The following is a 20110-nucleotide window of genomic DNA, read 5'->3' as shown; positions in this document are numbered from 1 at the left end:
GAGACAAAGGCCGCGCTTCAGCGCTCTTTCTGCACGGGCAAGTCCGCCGAGGCGGTGTCGCGCACGTACACGTCGACGCGGCGCGAAGGCGAGCCCGCGCTGCTCCAGGGCAGCGGCAGGTTGTCCTGGATCAGTTCGATCTCGTGGCTGCCGGCCGCCACCGACGGGAAGCTGTAGAAGCCCTGGGCGTCGGTACGCGCCACGTAGCGGCGGTCGAGCACCACCGTCACGTTGGCTACGCCGCCCTCGTTCGCTTCGCGCCGGCCGTTGTTGTCCTGGTCGAAGAACACATGGCCTTCGAGCCGGCCCGCGCCGGCACCGGGTGCGCCGCCGATGGGCGCGCTGGCCAGGCCGGCCCGGTTCTCGTAGCGCAGCGCCACCATGAAGGTTCTGCTGTAAGGCGTGACGAGCACCGGCTGCAGCGTCGCCGCCGTCAGCGCCGAGACCACCGCCGGATTGAGCGACTCCTGCCCGCGCGCCGCCGTGTACTGGGCGATGAAGGACCAGCCCAGGCCGAGCGGCCAGGTCAGGCGCGCATTGGCGCTCAGGAAGCGCGAGTCGTTGCCGCCGATGCCGTTGCTGCCGCGCAGGCTCAGGTCGAGCCGGGCGCCGGCGACCAGGGGCGTGGTGCCGAGCACGCCCCAGTGGACCGTGCGCTTGCTGAGGCCGATCTCGCGCGACTCCTCGACCGCCAGCGAGGTCGAGAGGGTCTGCGTCTCGCTCACGCTCCAGGCATGGTCGACGCCGGTGCGCAGCACGCGCAGACCGGTGCCGTGCGCCGCGTCGGTGCGCCATTGCGTGTAGCCCCAGTCGGACTTGTGCTCCCAGGTCAGCTGGGCCGACTGCGCGGCGAAAGTGCCGGTGCGCGCGGCGAGGGTGGCCGAGAGCGCGTCGCGCGAGTCGAAGCGATAGCGGCCGAACAGGTTGCCGAACACCGAGCTGCGCCGCAGGCCGCTCACGCTGTCGCTCACTTCGAGGTTGGTGCCGAGCTGCCATTGGCGCGTCGAGATGTCGCCGCGCCACGAGGCGCCGCGCAGATCGCTCGGCAGCGAATCGCCGCCCCAGCGCAGCGAGGGCTCGAAATAGAACACCGAGGCGGCCTGTTGCATCAGCTTCGTGCGCCAGGCGGCATCGACCCAAGCGCCGGTGGCCGAATCGCGCGGGGCGAAGGAGGACGCGTCCGAAGGCCGGCCGGAACTTTGCGCCAGATTGGCCTGGACGCGCAGGCCGCCCACCTTGTCGGCGACGCCGCCGAAGCCGGTTCCTAGCGAATCGGCCCAGGGCGCCAGGCCCTGCCAGGACACGGCGGTCCAGAGCGAGCGTGTATTCTGGGCAAAGCCGGGCACGCCGTTGGCGTTGAAGTCGCGCGTCTCGATCAGCTGGACGGCTGCATCGGTGCGGCCCAGCGCGAGCGGGCCGTTGCCGCCGGTCAGCTGCGTCTGGGCGCCGGCGCTCGTGGCCGTGCCCTGGTTGGCCGAGAAACCCTGGAAGGAGAGCCCGTCGAAAAAGCCGAGCCGGCCGGCCGAGGCATTGAAGGTGGTCCTGCCCGGCTGCTCCAGGCTGGCGGCAACGCCCTCGATCGGCAGGCTGGGCAGGTAGACGCGGCCGACGCCGCGCGCCAGCGGCGTCGCCGCCATGTTGATGTTGCCGACGCTGTTGTTGCCGAACCAGCCGCCGTCGAAAGGCATGCCGCGCTGGTCGATGCGCCAGGTGCTGCCGGTGCGGTAGCTGTAGGGCACCACGCTATACGGCGTGCCGGTGGTGCCCACCAGGCCGAGGCCGTTCACCGGCGCGGCGTCGCGGTTGAGGTTCGCATTGGCCGAAAAGGTGCCGTAGTCGGGCGTGTCGAGGTAGCCGGAGAACAACAGCGACTGGCTGCGCTGGCGCACGATGCCGCTCTGCTGGGTCGACTGGCCTTCGATGCTCCAGCCGCGCGGCCAGCCCGTGTCGCGGACCTGGGGCTCATCGGCCGGCTCGGCTTGCTGGCTGTCGTCCAGCACGCGGTCGGCATAGCCGGCCGCCTCGGGCTGCACCACCGTGGCAGCGGGCGCGGCCTGTGCCCATGCCGGCGCGCCGGCCAGCGCGTGGCCCGCGCCGCACAGTCCGAGGGCGCTGCATCGGAGCCAGCGTCTCATGGGGCGAAGCGTTGATGGATCGGCATCGAGCCGTTCTTGCCCCACTCCAGCTTGCCGGTGATCGTGATCGGGAAGCGCACGGCGACGGCCGTTTCGGTGTCGCCGGGCTTGTTGGCCACGAGCGCGATGTCGCGTGTCTCGCCGGCCATGATGGGGGTGGTGCTGGCCTGCAGCTCCAAGGCCGTGCCGCTTGCATCGGTACCGGAGAGGAAGCCGGCCAGCCGGCCGTGGGCGGTGCCGGTGTTGCGGATCTTGAGCATCGGCGTGGCCTGGCCGTCGACCGTCTGGACCGAGCTGCCTGCGAGCTCCAGCACCGGCGCCACGTCACCCACGGCGACATAGACGATGACGCCGATGCGCGCCCCCAGTGCAACCGGAACGCCCGGTGCCGCCGCGGGCTGCTGGCCTTCGATCATCACCGCGAAGCGGCATTCCGTCGGCGGCGTGCCGGCCGGCGGCGTCACTTCGAAGCGGAAGCGGTAGGGGCGTCCGGGCGTGATGCTGAGTTCGCGGCGCTCGATCGCGACCCAGGGCCGGCAGCTGCCCGACAGCAGCTCGTCGCTGAAGTCGACCGAGGCGTCGGGCCTGAAGGTCCAGTCGGTGGTCTTGAGCTTGTAGGCGCCGGCGCGCGTGTCGCGGTGCGTGAGCTCGATCACCTCGCGCACCCGTTCGCCGGGCTTCGCCGACAGTTCGAAACGCGGCGGCGATACGGCGAGCGAAAACTGTGCCTGCACCGGCGCGCCGGTCGTCAGGGCGGCAATGCCGGTCGCAAGCAGAAAGGCCGCGGAGTGCACGCGGCGGAAAAGTGCGGCACGGCGCGTCACGGCGATACCTCGATCTCAAAGAAGAATTGCAGGGATTGCGCGCGCTCCACCGTCCGGCCATCGGCGGTGAGATCGAGCACGATGCTTTCCTGCAGAAAAGCGTCGCGTGCCACGCCTTCGAACACCAGCGTGCGGCTGCCGCCGCGGACCGTGCCCGGAAGCAGCCGGCCCTGCGTGCGCCACGTGGCGATCAGCTGCTCGCCCTCGGTCGGTGCCAGCGACATGTAGATGCGCGCCGGCCGGTTGAGCCAGGGCGACAGGTTGAGCCGCAGCGCCACGGCCACGCGGCCTTCGATCGTGTGGTCGCCCGCGCGGCCGGGTGCCAGCTGGCGCCAGCGCATCGGTGTGACCGGCTGGCTCACGTAGGTGCCCGTGTCGTCGACCCGAAAGGTCGCGGCGCCGGCCGTCGGCGGCGTGGCCAGGGCCAGCAGGCCGGCCAGCATGGCAAGCGAAGCGCGGGCCTTCATGGCGCGGTGAGCGTGTAGGTCGCTCTGCCGGTGAAGGTGCCGGCGGGGACCAGCTGGGTGTTGAGGTAGCGGAAGGCCAGGCAGCTTTCGAACCAGGTGTTGCGGGTGACCGACAGCAAGGTCTGGGCGCCGCCCGCGAAGGTGGCGCTGGGGATCGTTGTTCCCGTGTCGCCGTTGCCCGAAGAGGTCCACGCGATGCTATTGAAGGGGATCGTGTTGCCGCCATCGGTCAGGCTCGCCGGCGTGGTGACGGACAGGGTCGCCGCGCCGGCGGTGCTCGAACCCGGCATGCGATAGAAGCCGCCCACGTACACCTGCCCCGTGGTGGCCGGTGAATTGCAGAACGCGAAGCCGTCCCATGGACTGATCGTGACGGTGCTGTCGGTCGTCATGGCCTGGGCCGTGCCCGAGCCCAGTTGGCCCGCCGGAACGGTGACCGACACGGAGTTGACGGTCGTGTTGTTGCCGGGCGTGCCGCCGGTTCTGAAATTGCCGCCCGACATGGTGCCGGCGCCCACCTGAAGAAAAAGCGCGCGGGTGCCGGGTGTGATGCCGATCGTGAAGCCGTGTGCCGCAGGCAGCCAGACGCCGCCCAGCACGGCAAGCGCCAGCGCGGCGCGCCGGGCGCGGGAAGGTGGTGACAACCAAGGTTCCATGCGGCTTTTTCCTAGACGGCTTAGGCAGGACGGGCCTGCCTTCCTTCATCGCGTCTCGAAAGCCGCGCGTCCCGGACAGTCGTGTTGGCGATCAGGGCGCGGTCGCGGTGTAGGTCACGCGGCCGTTGTTGCCCACGGTGTCGCCGTAGGTGCCGGCCGGCAGCGTAGCCGTGTTGGCATAGGCGAAGGTCCAGCTGCCTTCGCGGCGCACGAGGCCTGCCGAGGCGGCCAGCGTGGTGGCCGTCGCCGACGCGCCGCCGCCGGCTGCGTCGTTGAACGGCGGGTGGGCGATGGCCGCGTTGGTGTAGCCGGCGGTGGTCGTTGCCAGTGCACCTGCGGTCACGACGATGTCGGCCCACGGCACGGTCGGGTTGCCGGCGACGCCGCTGCTCAGTTGGCCCGTGGTCGCGTTGGTCAGGCTGACGGTGCCGCTGTTGCCGAGCACACGCACCGTGACGCCGCCGCCGGCCAGGTCGCCGCCGGTGCCGGCCACGGCAGTGCCGTTGCCGATAGCGCCTGCCGGCACGTCGAAGGTGACGTTGTCCACGGTCGCGTTGTTGGCGAGATTGGTGCCGGTACCGACTTGCAGGAAGAGCACCTTCGGAACGACGACCTTGAAGTCGAGCTTCGCGGCGGCGCTCTGGGCGCCCGAGCCGGTGACGAAGTTCGATTCGGCTTGCGCGGCCAGGGGAGCGATGGCGGCAAGCGCGGTGACCAGAATAAGTTTTTTCATGAGCGGTGGAGTAAGTGGTTGGTTTCGGTGCCGGGTGAAATGTAGGCGATGGCCTACAAGTTCGGGCGCTATTTAGTTCTCATGAATAACGAGAAGAGAACTTTCGTTAAATAGTTACGATGTAGTACTTTGGGGTCTGTCGTGCCTTTGCCACGCACCGTGCAGCATTCCATCTGCGGAGCCGGGCATTTCTTTCGGATGGCTCGCCGCGGCGGGGTCTTGTAAAGTTGTCGATTCGCCTGAGGCGACCGTCCTTTTTCTTCTCGTGCCATGACCCTTTCCAAGACCAAACTCCCGTTCCAGGCCGAAGTCGCGCAACTGCTTCACCTGGTCACACATTCGCTCTACTCCAACAAGGAAATCTTCCTGAGGGAGCTGATCTCGAACGCGTCGGATGCCTGCGACAAGCTGCGTTTCGAGGCCATCGACCAGTCGGCCCTGTATGAAGACCAGCCCACGCTGGATGTGCGCGTTTCCTTCGACAAGGAAGCCAAGACGATCACGATTGCCGACAACGGCATCGGCCTCTCGCAGCAGGAGGCCATCGACCACCTGGGCACCATCGCCAAGAGCGGCACCCGGGAGTTCATGAGCAAGCTCTCGGGCGACCAGAAGGCCGATGCCCAGCTCATCGGGCAGTTCGGCGTGGGCTTCTACTCGGGCTTCATCGTGGCCGACAAGATCACGGTCGAGTCGCGCCGCGCGGGCCTGCCCGCCGAGGAAGGCGTGCGCTGGGTCAGCGCAGGCGCTGGCGATTTCGAAGTCGACACCATCGCGCGAGCACAGCGCGGCACCAGCGTGACGCTGCATCTGCGCGAGGATGCCGAGGAATACCTGAACCTGTGGAAGCTCAAGTCCATCATCTCCAAGTACTCCGACCACATCTCGCTGCCCATCCTGATGGAGAAGGAGGAATGGAAGGAGGGTGAGGAGAACAAGGGCGGCCAGATGGTCAAGACCGGCGAATGGGAGCCGGTCAACCAGGCCAATGCGCTGTGGAGCCGGCCGAAGAAGGACATCAGCGAAGAGCAGTACGTCGAGTTCTACAAGAACATCAGCCACGACTTCGAGCCACCGCTCGCCTGGAGCCACAACCGCGTCGAGGGCACGACCGAGTACACGCAGCTGCTCTACATGCCGTCCAAGGCGCCGATGGACCTGTGGAACCGCGAGAAGAGCGCGGGCGTCAAGCTCTACGTCAAGCGCGTCTTCATCATGGACGACGCCGAGGCGCTGCTGCCGAGCTACCTGCGCTTCGTCAAGGGCGTGATCGATTCGGCCGACCTGCCGCTCAACGTGAGCCGCGAACTGCTGCAGGAAAGCCGCGACGTGAAGGCGATCCGCGAAGGCAGCACCAAGCGCGTGCTCGGCATGCTGGAGGACCTAGCGAAAAAGCAGAAGGCGGCCGGCCAGAGCCACGAGGGCAAGCTCGATGTCGGCTCCGGCGAGAGCGTGCCGGCGCCCGAGCCGGGCGAGGGTGTGACCGATGCGGTCGACAAGAAGGACGCGGACACCACGCTGGCCGCCGAAGCCGCGGCCGAGTACAGCGACGAATCGGGCAAGTACGCCAAGTTCTACGCCGAGTTCGGCGCCGTGCTCAAGGAAGGCCTGGGCGAAGACTTCGGCAACCGCGAGCGCATCGCCAAGCTGCTGCGCTTCGCATCGAGCACCAGCGACACCGTGAGCGTCAGCTTCGCGGACTACAAGTCGCGCATGAAGGAAGGCCAGGAAGCGATCTACTACATCACGGCCGACACCCCGGCCGCGGCCAAGAACAGCCCGCAGCTCGAGATCTTCAAGAAGAAGGGCATCGAGGTGCTGTTGATGACCGACCGCGTCGACGAGTGGGCGCTCAACTACCTCACCGAGTTCGATGGCACGACGCTGCAGAGCGTGGCCAAGGGCGCGGTCGACCTCGGCAAGCTGCAGGACGAGGCCGAGAAGAAGGCTGCGGAAGAGGCGGCCGAATCCTTCAAGCCGATGCTGGAACGGCTCAAGCTGACCCTCAAGGACAAGGCCGAAGACGTGCGCGTGACCACGCGCCTGGTCGATTCGCCGGCCTGCCTGGTGGTTCAGGACGGCGGCATGAGCACCCAGCTCGCGCGCATGCTCAAGCAGGCCGGCCAGCCGGCGCCGGAACTCAAGCCGGTGCTGGAAGTGAATGCCGAGCACCCGCTGGTCAAGAAGCTCGATGGCTCCGAGCACTTCGAGGACCTGGCCAACATCCTGTTCGACCAGGCGCTCCTGGCCGAGGGCGGCTTGCCGGCCGACCCGGCCGCGTACGTGCGGCGCGTCAACGCTTTGCTGGTGTAGTCATGAGCCCGGCCGAGTCCTCGCAAGCGCCCGACCTGTCGGGCTTCGACTTGCGCAGCCTCGGCCCGGCCTTCTACGAGAACCCCTATCCCTGGTACGCCGCGCTGCGCGAATCGACGCCGGTGCGGCGCATGCCCGACGGTTCGCTGCTGCTGACGCGGCATGCCGACTGCGTGGCGGTCTACAAGGACACGCACACCTTCAGCTCCGACAAGCGCGCCGAGTACGCGCCCAAGTACGGCGCCGGCAGTCCGCTCTACGCGCATCACACGACCAGCCTGGTGTTCAACGACCCGCCGCTGCACACGCGCGTGCGCCGGCTGATCGCCGGTGCGTTGACGCCCAAGGCCATCGAGTCGCTGGAGGATGGGCTCGTGCACCTGGTGAACGGCCTGCTCGACCGCATGGAAGAGCGGCAGCGCGCCGGCGGCGAGGTCGACCTGATCGAGGACTTCGCGGCCGCGATTCCGGTGGAGATCATCGGCAACCTGCTGGGCGTGCCGCGCGACGAGCGCGAGCCGCTGCGCAACTGGTCGCTCGCGATCCTCGGCGCGCTGGAGCCGCGGCTGACCGAGGCGCAGATGGAAGCCGGCAACCGCGCCGTGACCGAGATGGTGGCCTATCTGCGCGCGCTGGTGGCCGAGCGGCGGCGCCATCCCGGCGATCCGGCGCACGACGTGCTCACGCGGTTGATCCAGGGCGAGGAGGACCCTTCGACAGGCTCAGGACAGGCTCCTTCGACAGGCTCAGGACAGGACAAGTTGAGCGAGAACGAGCTCTACCAGAACTGCATCTTCATCCTCAACGCCGGCCACGAGACCACGACCAACCTGATCGGCAACGGCCTGGTTGCGCTGCTCGAATGGCCCGAGGAGAAGCATCGTCTGCTGGATGACCCCTCGCTCATCCGAAGCGCGATCGAAGAATTCCTGCGCTTCGAGAGCTCCAACCAGCTGGGCAATCGCATCACGACCGTCGCCGCCAAGGTCGGCGGCATCGAGGTGCCGGCCGGCACGCAGATCACGCTCGCCATCGGCGCGGCGAACCGCGATCCGGCGGTGTTCGATGCGCCCGATCGGCTCGACATCACGCGCTCGCCGAACCGGCATCTGGCCTTCGGCTCGGGCACGCACCAGTGCGTGGGCATGAACCTCGCGCGGCTCGAGGGCCGGGTCGCGATCGCGGCCTTCCTGGCGCGCTTTCCCGACTACGGGCTCTGCGGGCCGGTGGTGCGTGGCGGCCGTGCGCGCTTTCGCGGCTACCTGCATGTGCCGCTGAGCCTGGGGCTGCCGATCGAGTCCTGATCGCGTCGGCGCGCTTTCAGGCGTACAGCGGCTCCTCCGCCATCGCCTCGCACTGGTCCTGCAGCATCTGGATCTGCTCCTTCCAGTAGTCGCTCGAGCCGAACCAGGGGAAGTTGATCGGGAAGATCGGGTCGCGCCAGCGCCGTGCGAGCCAGGCGCTGTAGTGGATCTGGCGCAGCGTGCGCAGCGGCTCGATCAGCGCCAGCTCGCGGCGGTCGAATTCGCGGAACTGCTCGTAGCCCTCGAGCAGGCCGCTCAGCTGCGCGGTGCGCTGCGGGCGCTCGCCCGACAGCAGCATCCACAAGTCCTGCACCGCGAAGCCGGTGCGCGCGTCGTCGAGGTCGACGAAGTGCGGGCCGCCGTCGGGACGGTCGGTCGGGGTCCAGAGGATGTTGCCGGGGTGCACGTCGCCATGCAGGCGGAGCTTCTTCAGGTCGGTATCGGCGGCCGTTCCCAGCGCGGTGCCCTCGATCATCTCGAAGGCGGTGTTGCAGGCCTTCTCCCAGTCGCGCTGCACGTCGAGCGGGATCATCTCGTGGCCCAGCAGCCAGTCGCGCGAGGCGATGCCGAAGCTCTGCAGGTCCAGCGCCGGCCGCACTTCGAAGGGCCGCGCGGCGCCGACCGTGTGGATGCGCGCCAGGAAGCGGCCCACCCATTCGAGCACCTCGAAGTCGTCGAGCTCGGGCCCGCGCCCGCCGCGGTAGGGGCTGACGCTGAAGGCGAAGCCGCCGTGGTGGTGCAGCGTGGCGCCCTGCAACTCGAGCGGCGCGACGGCCGGCACCTCGGCGGCCGTGAGCTCGGTGGAGAAGGCGTGCTCTTCGGCGATCTGTTCATCGCTCCAGCGGCCGGGCCGGTAGAACTTGACCACCACCGCGCTGCGGTCCTCCAGGTACACCTGGTAGACGCGGTTCTCGTAGGAGTTCAGCGCCATGAGCCGGCCGTCGCCATGCAGGTCGAGCCCGGCGAGCGCGTCCAGCACCACGTCGGGCGTGAGGCTTTCGTAGGGATGGGCGCTGGCTTTCTCGGCGGATGAGGTCATCCGCCCATTGTCGCTAGCTCGAAGCCCTGGAAAGCGACAAGATGTGCCCGGTGCGCGGATCGCCGCGGCCCGACAGCACCTGCGCGTAAGCGGCCTGCACCGCTTCGGGCCCCTCGTGGTGCTGGACGACGAGCCACGGCGTGGCGGGCCGGGTCACCTGCGCGATGAAATTGCGCCAGGCCTCGACCATCCGCCGTCCGAATTCGTCGCCGCCCCATTCCCCGGTGCGCTTCTTGATCTGGGCCGGCGCGAAGAACAGCGTCGCGCGCACGCCGGACAGGTCCTTGCCGCTGCCGCTCGCGGCCAGCTGCTCGACGTGCGTGCCGCCGATCGAGCAGCTGTACTTCAACTGGGTAAAGCGCGTGTGGATGGCGCGCCGCAGTTCGCCGTTGCCCGCGAAGTCCACGTAGACGCAGGGCGCGTCGGCCGCGACCTGGTCGAGCTCCTCGTAGGCCAGCACGCGGTGGTAGCAGCCCAGGCTTTCGCAGAAAGCCTTGTTGGCAGAGGAGGTGAGGCCGATCACCTCGATGCCGGGGCGCTGATGCATCTGGAAGGCGGTGCCGTAGGCCGTCTTGCTCGACGCGCTCGAAAGCAGGGCGATGCCCGGCCTGGCGCCGAAGAAATCGTTGTCCTCGAAGAAGTCGTCGATCAGCCAGGAGGTGATGAACAGCGGCCGCAGCAGGGCCTGCAGGTCTTCCGTGTCGGCGCTGTAGAGCGGATCGCTCGCGGCGCGGAAGTACTGGTTGTAGACGGCCGGCAGCGCCGCGCGGTGCGGCGCGCCGTCGGTGAAGCGGGCGGCAGACAGTCGCTCGGGGGTCAGCACCACGCTTGATGCCATCGGCACATAGCCGTAGAGCCGCTCGCCCACCGCGACACCCGGGTGCAGCGACTGCACCACCGAGCCGAAACCCCAGACCGGGATCGAGCCCCAGCCCTCTTCACCGGTCGGGAAGAACTGCCAGTAGTTCATCGACTCGCCGAAGGCGGCGTAGGTGATGTTGTTGGAGGTGAGGGCGAAGCTGTCGATGCGCACCCGGACCTGGCCGTCGGCCAGGGGCGCGTCGTCGTCGGCGCGCACGCGAGTGGCAGAGAGATCGTCCTTGCGGATCAGGAGGGTGGTGGTGTTCATGGAAACCACCTTAGCGCAGGCGCATGACGCCTGTCATGTCTAAAGCTGCGGCCGGCGTCACCTGCGTGACGCCGGCCGCAGTTCCGACGGGAGCGATCAGACGATCGAGAGTTCGACGTCGATGTTGCCGCGCGTGGCGTTCGAGTACGGGCACACCTGGTGGGCGGTGTCGACCAGGAGCTTCTTCTGCGCGTCGTCGAGGCCCGGCAGCGTGATCGCCAGCTTGACCGCGATGCCGTAGGCCTTGCCCTCGTTGATCGGGCCGAGCGAAACGCTGGCGTCCACCGCCACGTCTTCCGGCACCTTGACGTTGATCTTGGGCGCCACGGCCTTCATCGCGCCGATAAAGCAGGCCGAGTAGCCGACCGCGAACAACTGCTCGGGGTTGGTGCCGGGCTTGCCGGAGCCGGGCGGATTCAGTTTGACGTCGAGCGCGTCATCGCTGGACTTGCCGGCGCCGCCGTCGCGGCCGCCGGTGGTGTGGGACTGGGCGGTGTACAGGACTTTGTCGAGCTTCGTGGCCATGGTGATTCCTTCAGGTTGGTTGGGGGAGAAAAAATGCTTCGGTGGGCCGAAGCGGGGGAAAACCTATGCGGCGGCCTTGACGCGATCCCTCAGTTGCTGGATCTGCTGCGTGAGCGCCACCAGCTCCTCGACCGAGCACTGGGAGGCGGCCATCAGGCAGGCCGGAACGCTCGCCGCACGCGCCTTGAGCTTGCGGCCGGCGGCCGTGAGACTGACGTGCACGCGCCGCTCGTCGGCCACGTCGCGGATGCGCGCCACCAGGCCGTTGGCTTCGAGGCGCTTCAGGAGCGGCGTCAGCGTGCCCGAATCGAGCGAGAGCCGCTCGCCCAGCTCCGACACCATGAGACCGTCACGCTCCCACAACACCAGCATCACAAGATACTGGGGATAGGTGAGCTTGAGCTTGTCGAGCAGTGGCTTGTACAGCTTGGTCATCGCCAACGAGGCGGAATAGACCGCAAAGCAGAGCTGGTTGTCGAGCCGCAGCATGTCGTCGGCGGAGGGCGTGGAAGGCATGGGCAGAATTGTAGCTGTCAATTGAATTGTGTGCAATCTAAATGGTAAGCGCATGTTGCCGGAAAAGGCGGCATCCTGCGCCGCCGTGCTCAGCGCCCGCTGAAACGCGCCGGCCGCCGCTCGACGAAGGAGCGCACGCCCTCGGCCGCGTCCTCGCTGTTGGCGAGCCGTTGCTGGACCGGAATGAAATCCGCCACCGCCGCGAGCGGCCCCTGTTCGATCGCCTTCATCACGTTGAGCCGGGTCGCGACCACCGCGAGCGGCGCCTGGGCCGCGATGCGTTGGGCGATGCGCAGCGCCTCGTCCAGCTCCTGCCCGGCCGGTACCACCTTCTGCACGAAATGCAGGCGATAAGCCTCGGCGCTGTCGAACTCGTCGGCCGTGAGCAGATGCAGCATCGCATTGCCCAGGCCGGCGCGCTCGGCCATGCGCAGCGTGGCGCCGCCGGTGGCCATGATGCCGCGCTGCACCTCCATCTGCGAGAAGCGGCAGTTGTCGGCCGCCACCACGATGTCGGCGCCCAGCATCAGCTCGATGCCGACCGTGAAGCAGATGCCCTTGACCGCGACCACCATCGGCTTCTCGCGGCGGCGGTAGCCGGGCAGGCCGAAGTCGTGCGGCTCCACCAGGCCCTCGGGAATCGCCTTCTCGCCGCGCTTCATGTACTCGGCCACGGCCGGCAGGTCGAGCCCGGCCGTGAAGTGATCGCCGAAGGCATGCAGCACGCCCACGCGCAGGGCCGGGTCGTCGTCGAGCCGCGTATAGGCCTCGGCCAGCTCGCGGAACATGCGCGGCGTCCAGCCGTTGCGCTTGGCGGGGCGGTTGATGCCGATCAAGAGCACGTGGTCGAGCACCTGTGTGTCGATGCAGCCTTCGGGCGGGGGCGTGGTGGGGATGGCGGTCATGGCGGGCTCAGTAGGTGTAGACGCCGCGACCCGTCTTGCGGCCGAGCTGGCCTGCCGCGACCATCTCCTTCAAGAGCGGGCAGGGCCGGTACTTCGAATCGCCGAACTGCTCGAGGTACACCTCCATCACCGCCAGGCAGACGTCGAGCCCGATCATGTCGGCCAGCGCCAGCGGACCGATGGGCTGGTTGCAGCCGAGCTTCATGCCGGCGTCGATGTCTTCCGCGCTCGCAATGCCTTCGGCCAGCACGAAGAAGGCCTCGTTGATCATCGGCACCAGGATGCGGTTGACCACGAAGCCCGGCGCGTTCTTCACGGTGATCGGCGACTTGCCCAGCCGCTCGGCCAGCGCCTTCACCGCATCGTGCGTGGCGTCGCTGGTGAGGTAGCCGCGGATGATCTCCACCAGCGCCATCATCGGCACCGGGTTGAAGAAGTGCATGCCGATGAAGCGGTCGGGCCGCGAGGTCGCCGCTGCCAGCTGGGTGATCGAGATCGACGAGGTGTTGGAGGCGATGATGGCCTCCGGCGCCAGCATGGCGTCGATCTGCTTCAGGATCTTGAGCTTGAGTTCGTGGTTCTCGGTCGCGGCCTCGATCACCAGCTCCGCGGCCTTCAGGTCCTCGTAGTTCGTCGAGCCCTTGATCAGCGCCAGCGCCGCATCCTTCTGGGCGGCCGTGAGCTTGTCTTTCTTGATCAGGCGGTCCAGGCTGCCGGCCACGGTGGCGAGACCCTTGTCGACCGCGGCTTGCGCGATGTCGACCATCACCACCTTCACGCCTGCGACCGCGCAGGCCTGCGCGATACCGTTGCCCATCGTCCCCGCGCCGATGATCCCGACCGTCTGAATCGCCATTTCGAATGCTCCTTGAAAATCCGCCATTGTGGGTCAGCCCGTGATTTAAAGTCGTCACCATGACGACCCTTGGAACCCCTCTTTCCCCCTCTGCAACCCGCGTGATGCTGCTCGGCTCAGGCGAACTCGGCAAGGAGGTGCTGATCGCGCTCCAGCGCCTCGGCGTGGAGACCATCGCCGTCGACCGCTATGAGAACGCGCCCGGCCAGCAGGTGGCGCACCATGCGCGCACCATCACGATGAGCGACCCCGATCAGCTGAAGGCGCTGATCGAAGCCGAGAAGCCGCAGCTCGTGGTGCCCGAGATCGAGGCCATCGCCACGCCCATGCTGCAGCAGCTGGAAGACGCGGGCACGGTGCGCGTGATCCCGACCGCGCGCGCGGCGCGCCTCACGATGGACCGCGAGGGCATCCGCCGCCTCGCCGCCGAAACGCTGGGTGTGCCGACCAGCCCCTACAAGTTCTGCGATTCGCTGGCCGAGTTGCAGGCGGCGATCGACGCCGGCATCGGTTATCCGTGCATCGTCAAGCCGGTGATGAGCAGCTCGGGCAAGGGCCAGAGCAAGATCGACGGCCCGGCCGACGTGCAGAAGGCCTGGGACTACGCGATGGCCGGCGGCCGCGTGAGCCACGGCCGCGTGATCGTCGAGGGTTTCATCGATTTCGACTACGAGATCACGCTCCTGACCGTGCGCGCGCTCGACGCGGCAGGCCGGGTCCAGACGCAGTTCTGCGAACCCATCGGCCACGTGCAGGTGAGCGGCGACTACGTCGAGAGCTGGCAGCCGCATCCGATGGCGCCGGCTGCGCTGCAAAAAGCGCAGCAGATCGCGCAGGCGGTGACGGCCGACCTCGGCGGCCAGGGGCTCTTCGGCGTCGAGCTGTTCGTGAAGGGCGAGGAGGTCTGGTTCAGCGAAGTCAGCCCGCGGCCGCACGACACCGGCATGGTGACCATGGCGACCCAGTGGCAGAACGAGTTCGAGCTGCATGCGCGCGCCATCCTGGGCCTGCCGGTGGACACCGCGCTCAAGAGCCCGGGCGCCAGCGCGGTGATCTATGGCGGCGTGGACGCGACCGGCATTGCCTTCGAAGGCGTGGCCCACGCGCTGCAGGTGCCGGGCAGCGAGGTGCGCCTGTTCGGCAAGCCCGAAAGTTTCGTCAAGCGGCGCATGGGCGTGGCGCTGGCGCATGCGGCGGATGTGGAGACGGCGCGCCGCAACGCGAAGGAAGCCGCTTCGCGCGTCAAGCCGCGCAAGGCCTGAGTTCCGGCCCTTCCAGGAGTCCGCCATGCTGCATCCCCAAGCCCAAGCCTTCATCGACCTGCTGGTGCAGCGCGGCGTGCCGCCGACCCACACGCTGACGCCGACCGATGCGCGCAAGTTCTACCGCGAACGGCGCGCGGTCACGCAGCCGGAGCCCGGCGAAGTGGAGGAGGTGCGCGAGCTCAGCGCGCCCGGCCCGCACGGCGCGATCCCATTGCGGCTCTACCGTCCACTGGGCAGCACGGCCGGCGCCTCGGTGCCGGTGCTGGTCTACTACCACGGCGGCGGCTGGACCATCGGCGACCTCGACACCCACGACACGCTGTGCCGCGAGCTTGCCAACCTCTCGGGCTGCGCGGTGATCGCAGTCGACTACCGCATGGGCCCGGAGCATCGCTTCCCGGCCGCGGTGGACGACGTGCTCGCCGCCACCTACTGGGTGCGCAAGGAAGCGGATTCGCTCGGCGTGGACGCGAATCGCCTCGCGGTCGGCGGCGACAGCGCCGGGGGCAACCTCGCGGCGGTGGTGGCGATCGCGGCGCGCGATGCGGGCGATCTGCCCATCGCCTTCCAGTTGCTGATCTACCCGGCAACCGACATGCGCTGCGTGCACCCTTCGCACACCAGCAACGGTCAGGGCTATGTGCTGACCAGCGACACGATCAAGTATTTCCACGACCACTACATCACCGACCCGCAGCACGACCTCGACTGGCGCGCCTCGCCGCTCTTGCACACCGACCTGTCGCGCCTGCCGCCGGCGCTGGTGCTCACCGCCGGCTACGACCCGCTGCGCGACGAGGGGCTGGACTACGCGCGGGCGCTGACTGCGGCCGGCAACCGCGCGGTCTACGTCTGCTTCGAGCGCCAGATCCATGGCTTCATCACCATGGGCCGGCTGCTCGACGAGGCGAACGCGGCGGTGGCGCTGTGCGCCGGCGAACTGCGGCGGGCGCTGGCGGCATGACCAGGAACCGTTCGGACTGAGCTTGTCGAAGTCAGGGCGCATGTAGGGAAAGTCCCCGCACCTCGACATCGCCGCGCCGCTGCGGCGCCGCTACGATCCTGCGAGCGCGACGCGAGCGCAGGAGACATTCATCTTGGGCACCAGGACGGACACCGACCGCAGCGGCAACGGCAGCAGGGGCGAGCGCCTCATGTGGCTGACCCGCGAGCGCGTTTTCTACGCCGGCCTGCTGGGCGCGGCGGCCGAGCGCAGCCTGGGAGGCCATGGCGTCTACGTGTCGCCCACGGGACAGCCGATGCGCATCCGCATCGGCGGCGGCGCCTGGCAAAGCGGCGAGCTGCTGGTGGTGCCGCCGCAGGTGCCGCACCAGGTCGTGAGCGAAGAGCCGCTGATCCTCAACCTGCTGATCGAATCGGAGTCGGTCGATCCAGCGCAGCTGCCCAACTTTCTGCAGCACTGCGGCGCGGTCGAGGCGCCGGACTTCGTCCAGCGCGTTCGCGCGGCCCACGCGCAACTGCTTGCCGCCGCCGGCCGCGACGGCTTCGACGCCCTTGACTTCGACACGCTGTTCTTCGGCCAGCCGCTCGTCGTGCGGCCGATCGACGCGCGCATTCGCCAGGTGGTCGAGCGCATCGTCGCCGACCCGGCGCTGCCGGCCTCGGCCGAGGAATGCGCGGCCTCGGTGCAGCTCTCCTTCTCGCGCTTCCTACATCTGTTCAAGCAGGAGATCGGCGTGCCTTTCCGTGCCTTCCGCGCCTGGAAGCGGGCCCGCAGCCTGCTGCGCCATGTGCGGGAGTCCGCCACGCTGACCGACATCGCGCTCGACACCGGCTATCCCGATTCGACCCATTTCAGTCACTCGATCCGCCAGGTCTACGGCCTGCGTCCCAGCGACATCCTCGCCGGCTCGCGACGACTCGCCGTGTATCAATGAAAGAGGCCTGATTGCAAGTCCTCCAGCTCCTACTCTCAGGCATTGCGCAAGGCTGCATCTACGGCCTGATCGCGCTGGGGTTCGTGCTGATCTACAAGGCCACCGAAACCGTGAGCTTCGCCCAGGGCGAGCTCATGATGCTGGGCGCCTTCTGTGCCTTCGCCGGCATGTCCTTGTTCGGCCTTCCCTTCTGGTTGGCGGCGCTGCTGGCCGTGGCGGCGATGGCCGCCTTCGGCGTGCTGCTCGAGCTGGTCGTGATCCGGCCGATCCTCGGGCAGCCGCAGTTCTCGATCGTGATGCTGACCATCGGCATCGGCTACGTGGCGCGCGGGCTGATCACCATGATTCCCGCCATCGGCACCGAGACGCACACGCTGCCTGTGCCCTACAAGGACCAGATCTGGAAGCTGGGCGAGCTGGTGGTCAACGTGGAGCAGATGGCCATCATCCTTTCCACCGCGGTGCTGTGCGGCCTGCTGTTCGCGATGTTCCGCTACAGCAAGCTCGGCATCGCGATGCAGGCCTCGTCGCAGAACCAGCTGGCGGCCTACTACATGGGCATTCCGGTCAAGCGGCTCAACGGGCTGGTGTGGGGGCTCGCGGCCGCGGTGGCCGCCATCGCCGGCATGCTGCTCGCGCCGATCACCTTCGTGCACGCCAACATGGGCTTCATCGGCCTCAAGGCCTTTCCGGCGGCGGTGGTGGGCGGCTTCGGCAGCCTGCCGGGGGCGATCGTCGGCGGGCTGGTGATCGGCATCGTCGAATCCTTCGCCGGCTTCTATCTGCCCGACGGGTTCAAGGACACGGCGCCCTACATCGTGGTGCTCGTGATGTTGATGGTGAAGCCCAACGGCCTGTTCGGCGAGAAGCTGCGCAAGAAAGTCTGAATGCGCTTCATCTTCAAGACCTCCTACGCGCAGGACATCGGCCTGGCCAAGCACGGCGGCCACGTGTTCTGGTACAGCCTGCTCGGTGCGGCGCTGATCGCGGCGCCATGGCTGCTGCCCGAGTACTGGCTCGCGCAGCTGACCTTCGTGCTGATCTACGGCATCGTGGGCCTCGGCCTGATGCTCCTGGCCGGCTTCACCGGGCAGTTCTCGATCGGGCATGCGGCCTTCCTGGGCACTGGCGCCTACACGCAGGCCGTGCTCGCGAACATGGGGGTGCCCTTTCCGATCGCGATGGTGGCGGCCGCTGCGCTCTCGGCCGCGGTCGGCGTGATGGTCGCGCTGCCGGCCCTGCGCGTCAAGGGCATCTACCTCGGCATCGCGACCCTGGCCTTCGGCTTCATCGTCGAGGAGGTGTTCGCGCGCTGGGAGAGCGTCACCGGCGGCAACTCGGGACTGCACGTGAAGTCGCCCAAGCTCTTCGGGCTGGACATCAGTTCGAGCGAAGGCTTCTACATCGTGTGCCTGGTGATCGCGGTGGTCTGCACGCTGGCCATCCTGAACCTGCTGCGCTCGCCGACCGGCCGCGCCTTCGTCGCCATCCGCGATTCGGAGATCTCGGCGCAGAGCATGGGCATCCATCTGGCGCGCTACAAGACCATGTCCTTCGCGATCTCGGCCGCATTGGCGGGGCTCGGCGGGGCGCTCTATGCGCACAAGCTCAGCTTCATCTCGCCGGACCAGTTCAACATCCTGCAATCGATCGACCTGCTGCTGATGGTGGTGATCGGCGGGCTCGGTTCGGTGCACGGCGCTTTTCTCGGCGCGATCTTCCTGATCGCGATGCCGCAGCTGATCGCGCTCGGCAAGGACTGGCTGCCGCCGGTGATCGGCCAGGCGCCCGGACTGCAGGGGCTGGTCTACGGGCTGGTGCTGATCGGCTTCGTGCTGTTCGAGCCGCTGGGCCTGTACGGGCGCTGGCTCAAGATCCGCACCTACCTGCAGCTCTTTCCTTTCTACCGCCGGGGCTTGTTCAGGCGGCAGAAGTCCTTCACCAAGTCGGATCGCCTGAGATGAGTGGCGATGTACTCCTTGCAGCCCGGGACCTGAGCGTGCGCTTCGGCGGCGTGCTGGCCGTGAACAAGGTGAGCTTCGACGTGCGGCGCGGCGAGGTGTTCACGCTGATCGGGCCCAACGGCGCCGGCAAGACCACGGTCTTCAACCTGATCAGCCGCATCTACACGCCGACCACGGGCGAGATCGTCTGGCACGGCGAGGGCGCGGCGCTCTCGCTCACGCAGCAGGCGCCGCATGCCATTGCCGCACTCGGCATCGCGCGCACCTTCCAGAACATCGAGCTGTTCGAGCACGCGACCGTGCTGCACAACCTCCTGATCGGCCGCCACACGCATCGCCAGACCGGCTTCTGGAGCGAAGTCTTCTTCACGCCCGCCACGCGCCGCGCCGAGATCGAGGCGCGCGAAAAGGCCGAGCGGGTGATCGACCTGCTGGACCTGCAGCATCACCGCGATTCGATGGTGGCGGGGCTGCCTTACGGCGTGCGCAAGGTGGTGGAACTCGCCCGCGCGCTGTGCACCGAGCCCAAGCTGCTGCTGCTCGACGAACCGTCTTCCGGGCTCAATGTCGAGGAGACGGCGGACATGGCCTTCTGGATCCAGGACATCCAGCAGGAGCTCGGCATCTCGGTGCTGATGGTGGAGCACGACATGTCGCTGGTGTCGAAGGTGTCGGACCGCGTGCTGGCGATGAACATGGGCGAGGCGCTGGCCTCGGGGACGCCGCGCGAGGTGCAGTCGGATGTGAAGGTTATCGAGGCTTATCTGGGGACTGTGGGGGATGTGAGCGGATTGAGGAGGACGGCATGAGCGACATCGTCCTTGCGCTCCTCAACGTCGAAAGCGCCTACGGCCCCATCAAGGCCATCCGGGGTGTCAGCCTCAAGGTGCGCCAGAGCGAGATCGCCACCGTGCTGGGCTCCAACGGCGCCGGCAAGACCACCATCCTCAAAACGATCTCCGGAATCATCGATCCGAGAAAAGGCAGCATCGAATTCCAAGGTCAGAACATCACCGCCAAGGATCCTGCCCATATCGTCCAGCAAGGCCTCTCGCACGTCCCCGAAGGCCGCGAAGTGTTCCCGCTGCTGTCGGTGAAAGACAACCTGCTGATGGGCGCCTACACCCGCACCGACCGCGACGGCGTCGCGCGCGACATCGAAACCGTCTATGGCTATTTCCCGATCCTGCGCGAGCGCGCCACGCAGGACGCCGGCCTGCTCTCCGGCGGCCAGCAGCAGATGCTCGCGATCTCGCGCGCCATCATGGCGGCGCCCAAGCTCATCCTGCTCGACGAGCCCAGCCTCGGCCTTTCGCCCAAGCTCACGCGCGAGATCTTCGAGATCGTGGTGCGCATCAACCGCGAGCGCGGCACCACCATCCTGCTGGTGGAGCAGAACGCCAACATGGCGCTCAACGCCTCCGACTACGGCTACGTGCTGGAGAACGGCCGCATCGTGATGGAAGACACCTGCGAGCGCCTGCGCGAAAAGGAGGACATCAAGGAGTTCTACCTCGGCCTGAAGGACGAGGGCGTGCGCGGCGAGCGGCGCTGGAAAAAGAAGAAGACCTGGAGGTAAGA

The 20110-nt window shown here is 67.8% G+C and carries 20 protein-coding genes; 9 read left to right on the top strand and 11 right to left on the bottom strand.

Annotated elements, in window-relative coordinates:
• Positions 1-17: 17 nt before the first annotated feature.
• From ACSQ86_RS26405 to ACSQ86_RS26385, 5 genes are all read right to left on the bottom strand, one after another.
• Positions 18-2135, bottom strand: a complete 2118-nt coding sequence (locus tag ACSQ86_RS26405; RefSeq protein ID WP_436309922.1) for an SdrD B-like domain-containing protein — start codon at positions 2133-2135, stop codon at positions 18-20.
• Positions 2132-2959, bottom strand: coding sequence for a hypothetical protein (locus tag ACSQ86_RS26400; protein WP_436309921.1), 828 nt, complete (start codon positions 2957-2959; stop codon positions 2132-2134). Before ACSQ86_RS26400 ends, ACSQ86_RS26405 begins: the two co-directional genes overlap by 4 nt.
• The gene (locus tag ACSQ86_RS26395) at positions 2956-3426 is read right to left on the bottom strand and encodes a hypothetical protein (protein WP_436305725.1); all 471 of its coding nucleotides are present in this window, start codon (positions 3424-3426) and stop codon (positions 2956-2958) included. The genes ACSQ86_RS26400 and ACSQ86_RS26395 overlap by 4 nt, the downstream gene beginning before the upstream one ends.
• Complete coding sequence (locus ACSQ86_RS26390) at positions 3423-4070, bottom strand: hypothetical protein (RefSeq protein ID WP_436305724.1); 648 nt, start codon at positions 4068-4070, stop codon at positions 3423-3425. Before ACSQ86_RS26390 ends, ACSQ86_RS26395 begins: the two co-directional genes overlap by 4 nt.
• 103 nt (positions 4071-4173) lie before the next feature.
• Entirely contained in the window at positions 4174-4815 is a 642-nt protein-coding gene (locus ACSQ86_RS26385; protein ID WP_436305723.1) for a hypothetical protein, read from the bottom strand.
• A 270-nt stretch (positions 4816-5085) separates the two neighbouring features.
• Here ACSQ86_RS26385 and htpG point away from each other — a divergent pair, with 270 nt between their 5' ends.
• Positions 5086-7128, top strand: a complete 2043-nt coding sequence (gene htpG, locus ACSQ86_RS26380) for a molecular chaperone HtpG (RefSeq protein ID WP_436305722.1) — start codon at positions 5086-5088, stop codon at positions 7126-7128.
• A 2-nt stretch (positions 7129-7130) separates the two neighbouring features.
• On the top strand, positions 7131-8432 hold the full coding sequence (locus ACSQ86_RS26375) for a cytochrome P450 (protein WP_436309920.1): 1302 nt from the start codon (positions 7131-7133) through the stop codon (positions 8430-8432).
• Positions 8433-8448: 16 nt separating this feature from the next.
• Here the strand turns inward: ACSQ86_RS26375 and ACSQ86_RS26370 are convergent, their stop codons facing one another.
• The 6 genes from ACSQ86_RS26370 to ACSQ86_RS26345 form a co-directional block, all read right to left on the bottom strand.
• Positions 8449-9471 carry a serine/threonine protein kinase gene (locus tag ACSQ86_RS26370; RefSeq protein WP_436305720.1) on the bottom strand — a complete coding sequence of 341 codons (1023 nt, stop codon included), beginning with the start codon at positions 9469-9471 and terminating at the stop codon, positions 8449-8451.
• A gap of 13 nt (positions 9472-9484) precedes the next feature.
• Positions 9485-10600: a DUF2855 family protein gene (locus ACSQ86_RS26365; protein ID WP_436309919.1), complete on the bottom strand. Its 1116-nt coding sequence runs from the start codon at positions 10598-10600 to the stop codon at positions 9485-9487.
• A 96-nt stretch (positions 10601-10696) separates the two neighbouring features.
• Positions 10697-11125 carry an organic hydroperoxide resistance protein gene (locus ACSQ86_RS26360; protein ID WP_436294033.1) on the bottom strand — a complete coding sequence of 143 codons (429 nt, stop codon included), beginning with the start codon at positions 11123-11125 and terminating at the stop codon, positions 10697-10699.
• A gap of 63 nt (positions 11126-11188) precedes the next feature.
• On the bottom strand, positions 11189-11641 hold the full coding sequence (locus ACSQ86_RS26355; protein ID WP_093108396.1) for a MarR family winged helix-turn-helix transcriptional regulator: 453 nt from the start codon (positions 11639-11641) through the stop codon (positions 11189-11191).
• 89 nt (positions 11642-11730) lie between these two features.
• The gene (locus ACSQ86_RS26350; protein ID WP_436305718.1) at positions 11731-12546 is read right to left on the bottom strand and encodes a crotonase/enoyl-CoA hydratase family protein; all 816 of its coding nucleotides are present in this window, start codon (positions 12544-12546) and stop codon (positions 11731-11733) included.
• A 7-nt stretch (positions 12547-12553) separates the two neighbouring features.
• Complete coding sequence (locus ACSQ86_RS26345) at positions 12554-13402, bottom strand: 3-hydroxybutyryl-CoA dehydrogenase (protein ID WP_436305717.1); 849 nt, start codon at positions 13400-13402, stop codon at positions 12554-12556.
• Between the two features lie 59 nt (positions 13403-13461).
• Between ACSQ86_RS26345 and purT the strand changes: the two genes are divergently transcribed.
• The 7 genes from purT to ACSQ86_RS26310 all read left to right on the top strand — a co-directional run bounded on the left by purT (position 13462) and on the right by ACSQ86_RS26310 (position 20108).
• Positions 13462-14664 (top strand): formate-dependent phosphoribosylglycinamide formyltransferase, encoded by a 1203-nt coding sequence (purT, locus tag ACSQ86_RS26340; protein ID WP_436305716.1) that lies wholly within the window; start codon positions 13462-13464, stop codon positions 14662-14664.
• Positions 14665-14689: 25 nt separating this feature from the next.
• A complete protein-coding gene (locus tag ACSQ86_RS26335; RefSeq protein WP_436305715.1) occupies positions 14690-15631 on the top strand; it encodes an alpha/beta hydrolase in 942 nt (313 codons plus the stop codon).
• Between the two features lie 190 nt (positions 15632-15821).
• Positions 15822-16565: a helix-turn-helix domain-containing protein gene (locus ACSQ86_RS26330; protein WP_436306361.1), complete on the top strand. Its 744-nt coding sequence runs from the start codon at positions 15822-15824 to the stop codon at positions 16563-16565.
• Positions 16566-16576: 11 nt separating this feature from the next.
• Entirely contained in the window at positions 16577-17452 is an 876-nt protein-coding gene (locus ACSQ86_RS26325; protein ID WP_436294038.1) for a branched-chain amino acid ABC transporter permease, read from the top strand.
• On the top strand, positions 17453-18529 hold the full coding sequence (locus tag ACSQ86_RS26320) for a branched-chain amino acid ABC transporter permease (RefSeq protein ID WP_436305714.1): 1077 nt from the start codon (positions 17453-17455) through the stop codon (positions 18527-18529).
• A complete protein-coding gene (locus ACSQ86_RS26315; RefSeq protein ID WP_436294040.1) occupies positions 18526-19338 on the top strand; it encodes an ABC transporter ATP-binding protein in 813 nt (270 codons plus the stop codon). Before ACSQ86_RS26320 ends, ACSQ86_RS26315 begins: the two co-directional genes overlap by 4 nt.
• Positions 19335-20108, top strand: coding sequence for an ABC transporter ATP-binding protein (locus ACSQ86_RS26310; RefSeq protein WP_436309918.1), 774 nt, complete (start codon positions 19335-19337; stop codon positions 20106-20108). Before ACSQ86_RS26315 ends, ACSQ86_RS26310 begins: the two co-directional genes overlap by 4 nt.
• The last annotated feature ends 2 nt before the right edge of the window (positions 20109-20110 follow it).

Source organism: Variovorax sp. LjRoot130, from assembly GCF_964253755.1.
GTDB lineage: Bacteria > Pseudomonadota > Gammaproteobacteria > Burkholderiales > Burkholderiaceae_C > Variovorax.
Note: the sequence above shows the minus strand (reverse complement) of the source record. Positions and strands in the feature narration are given on the sequence as shown.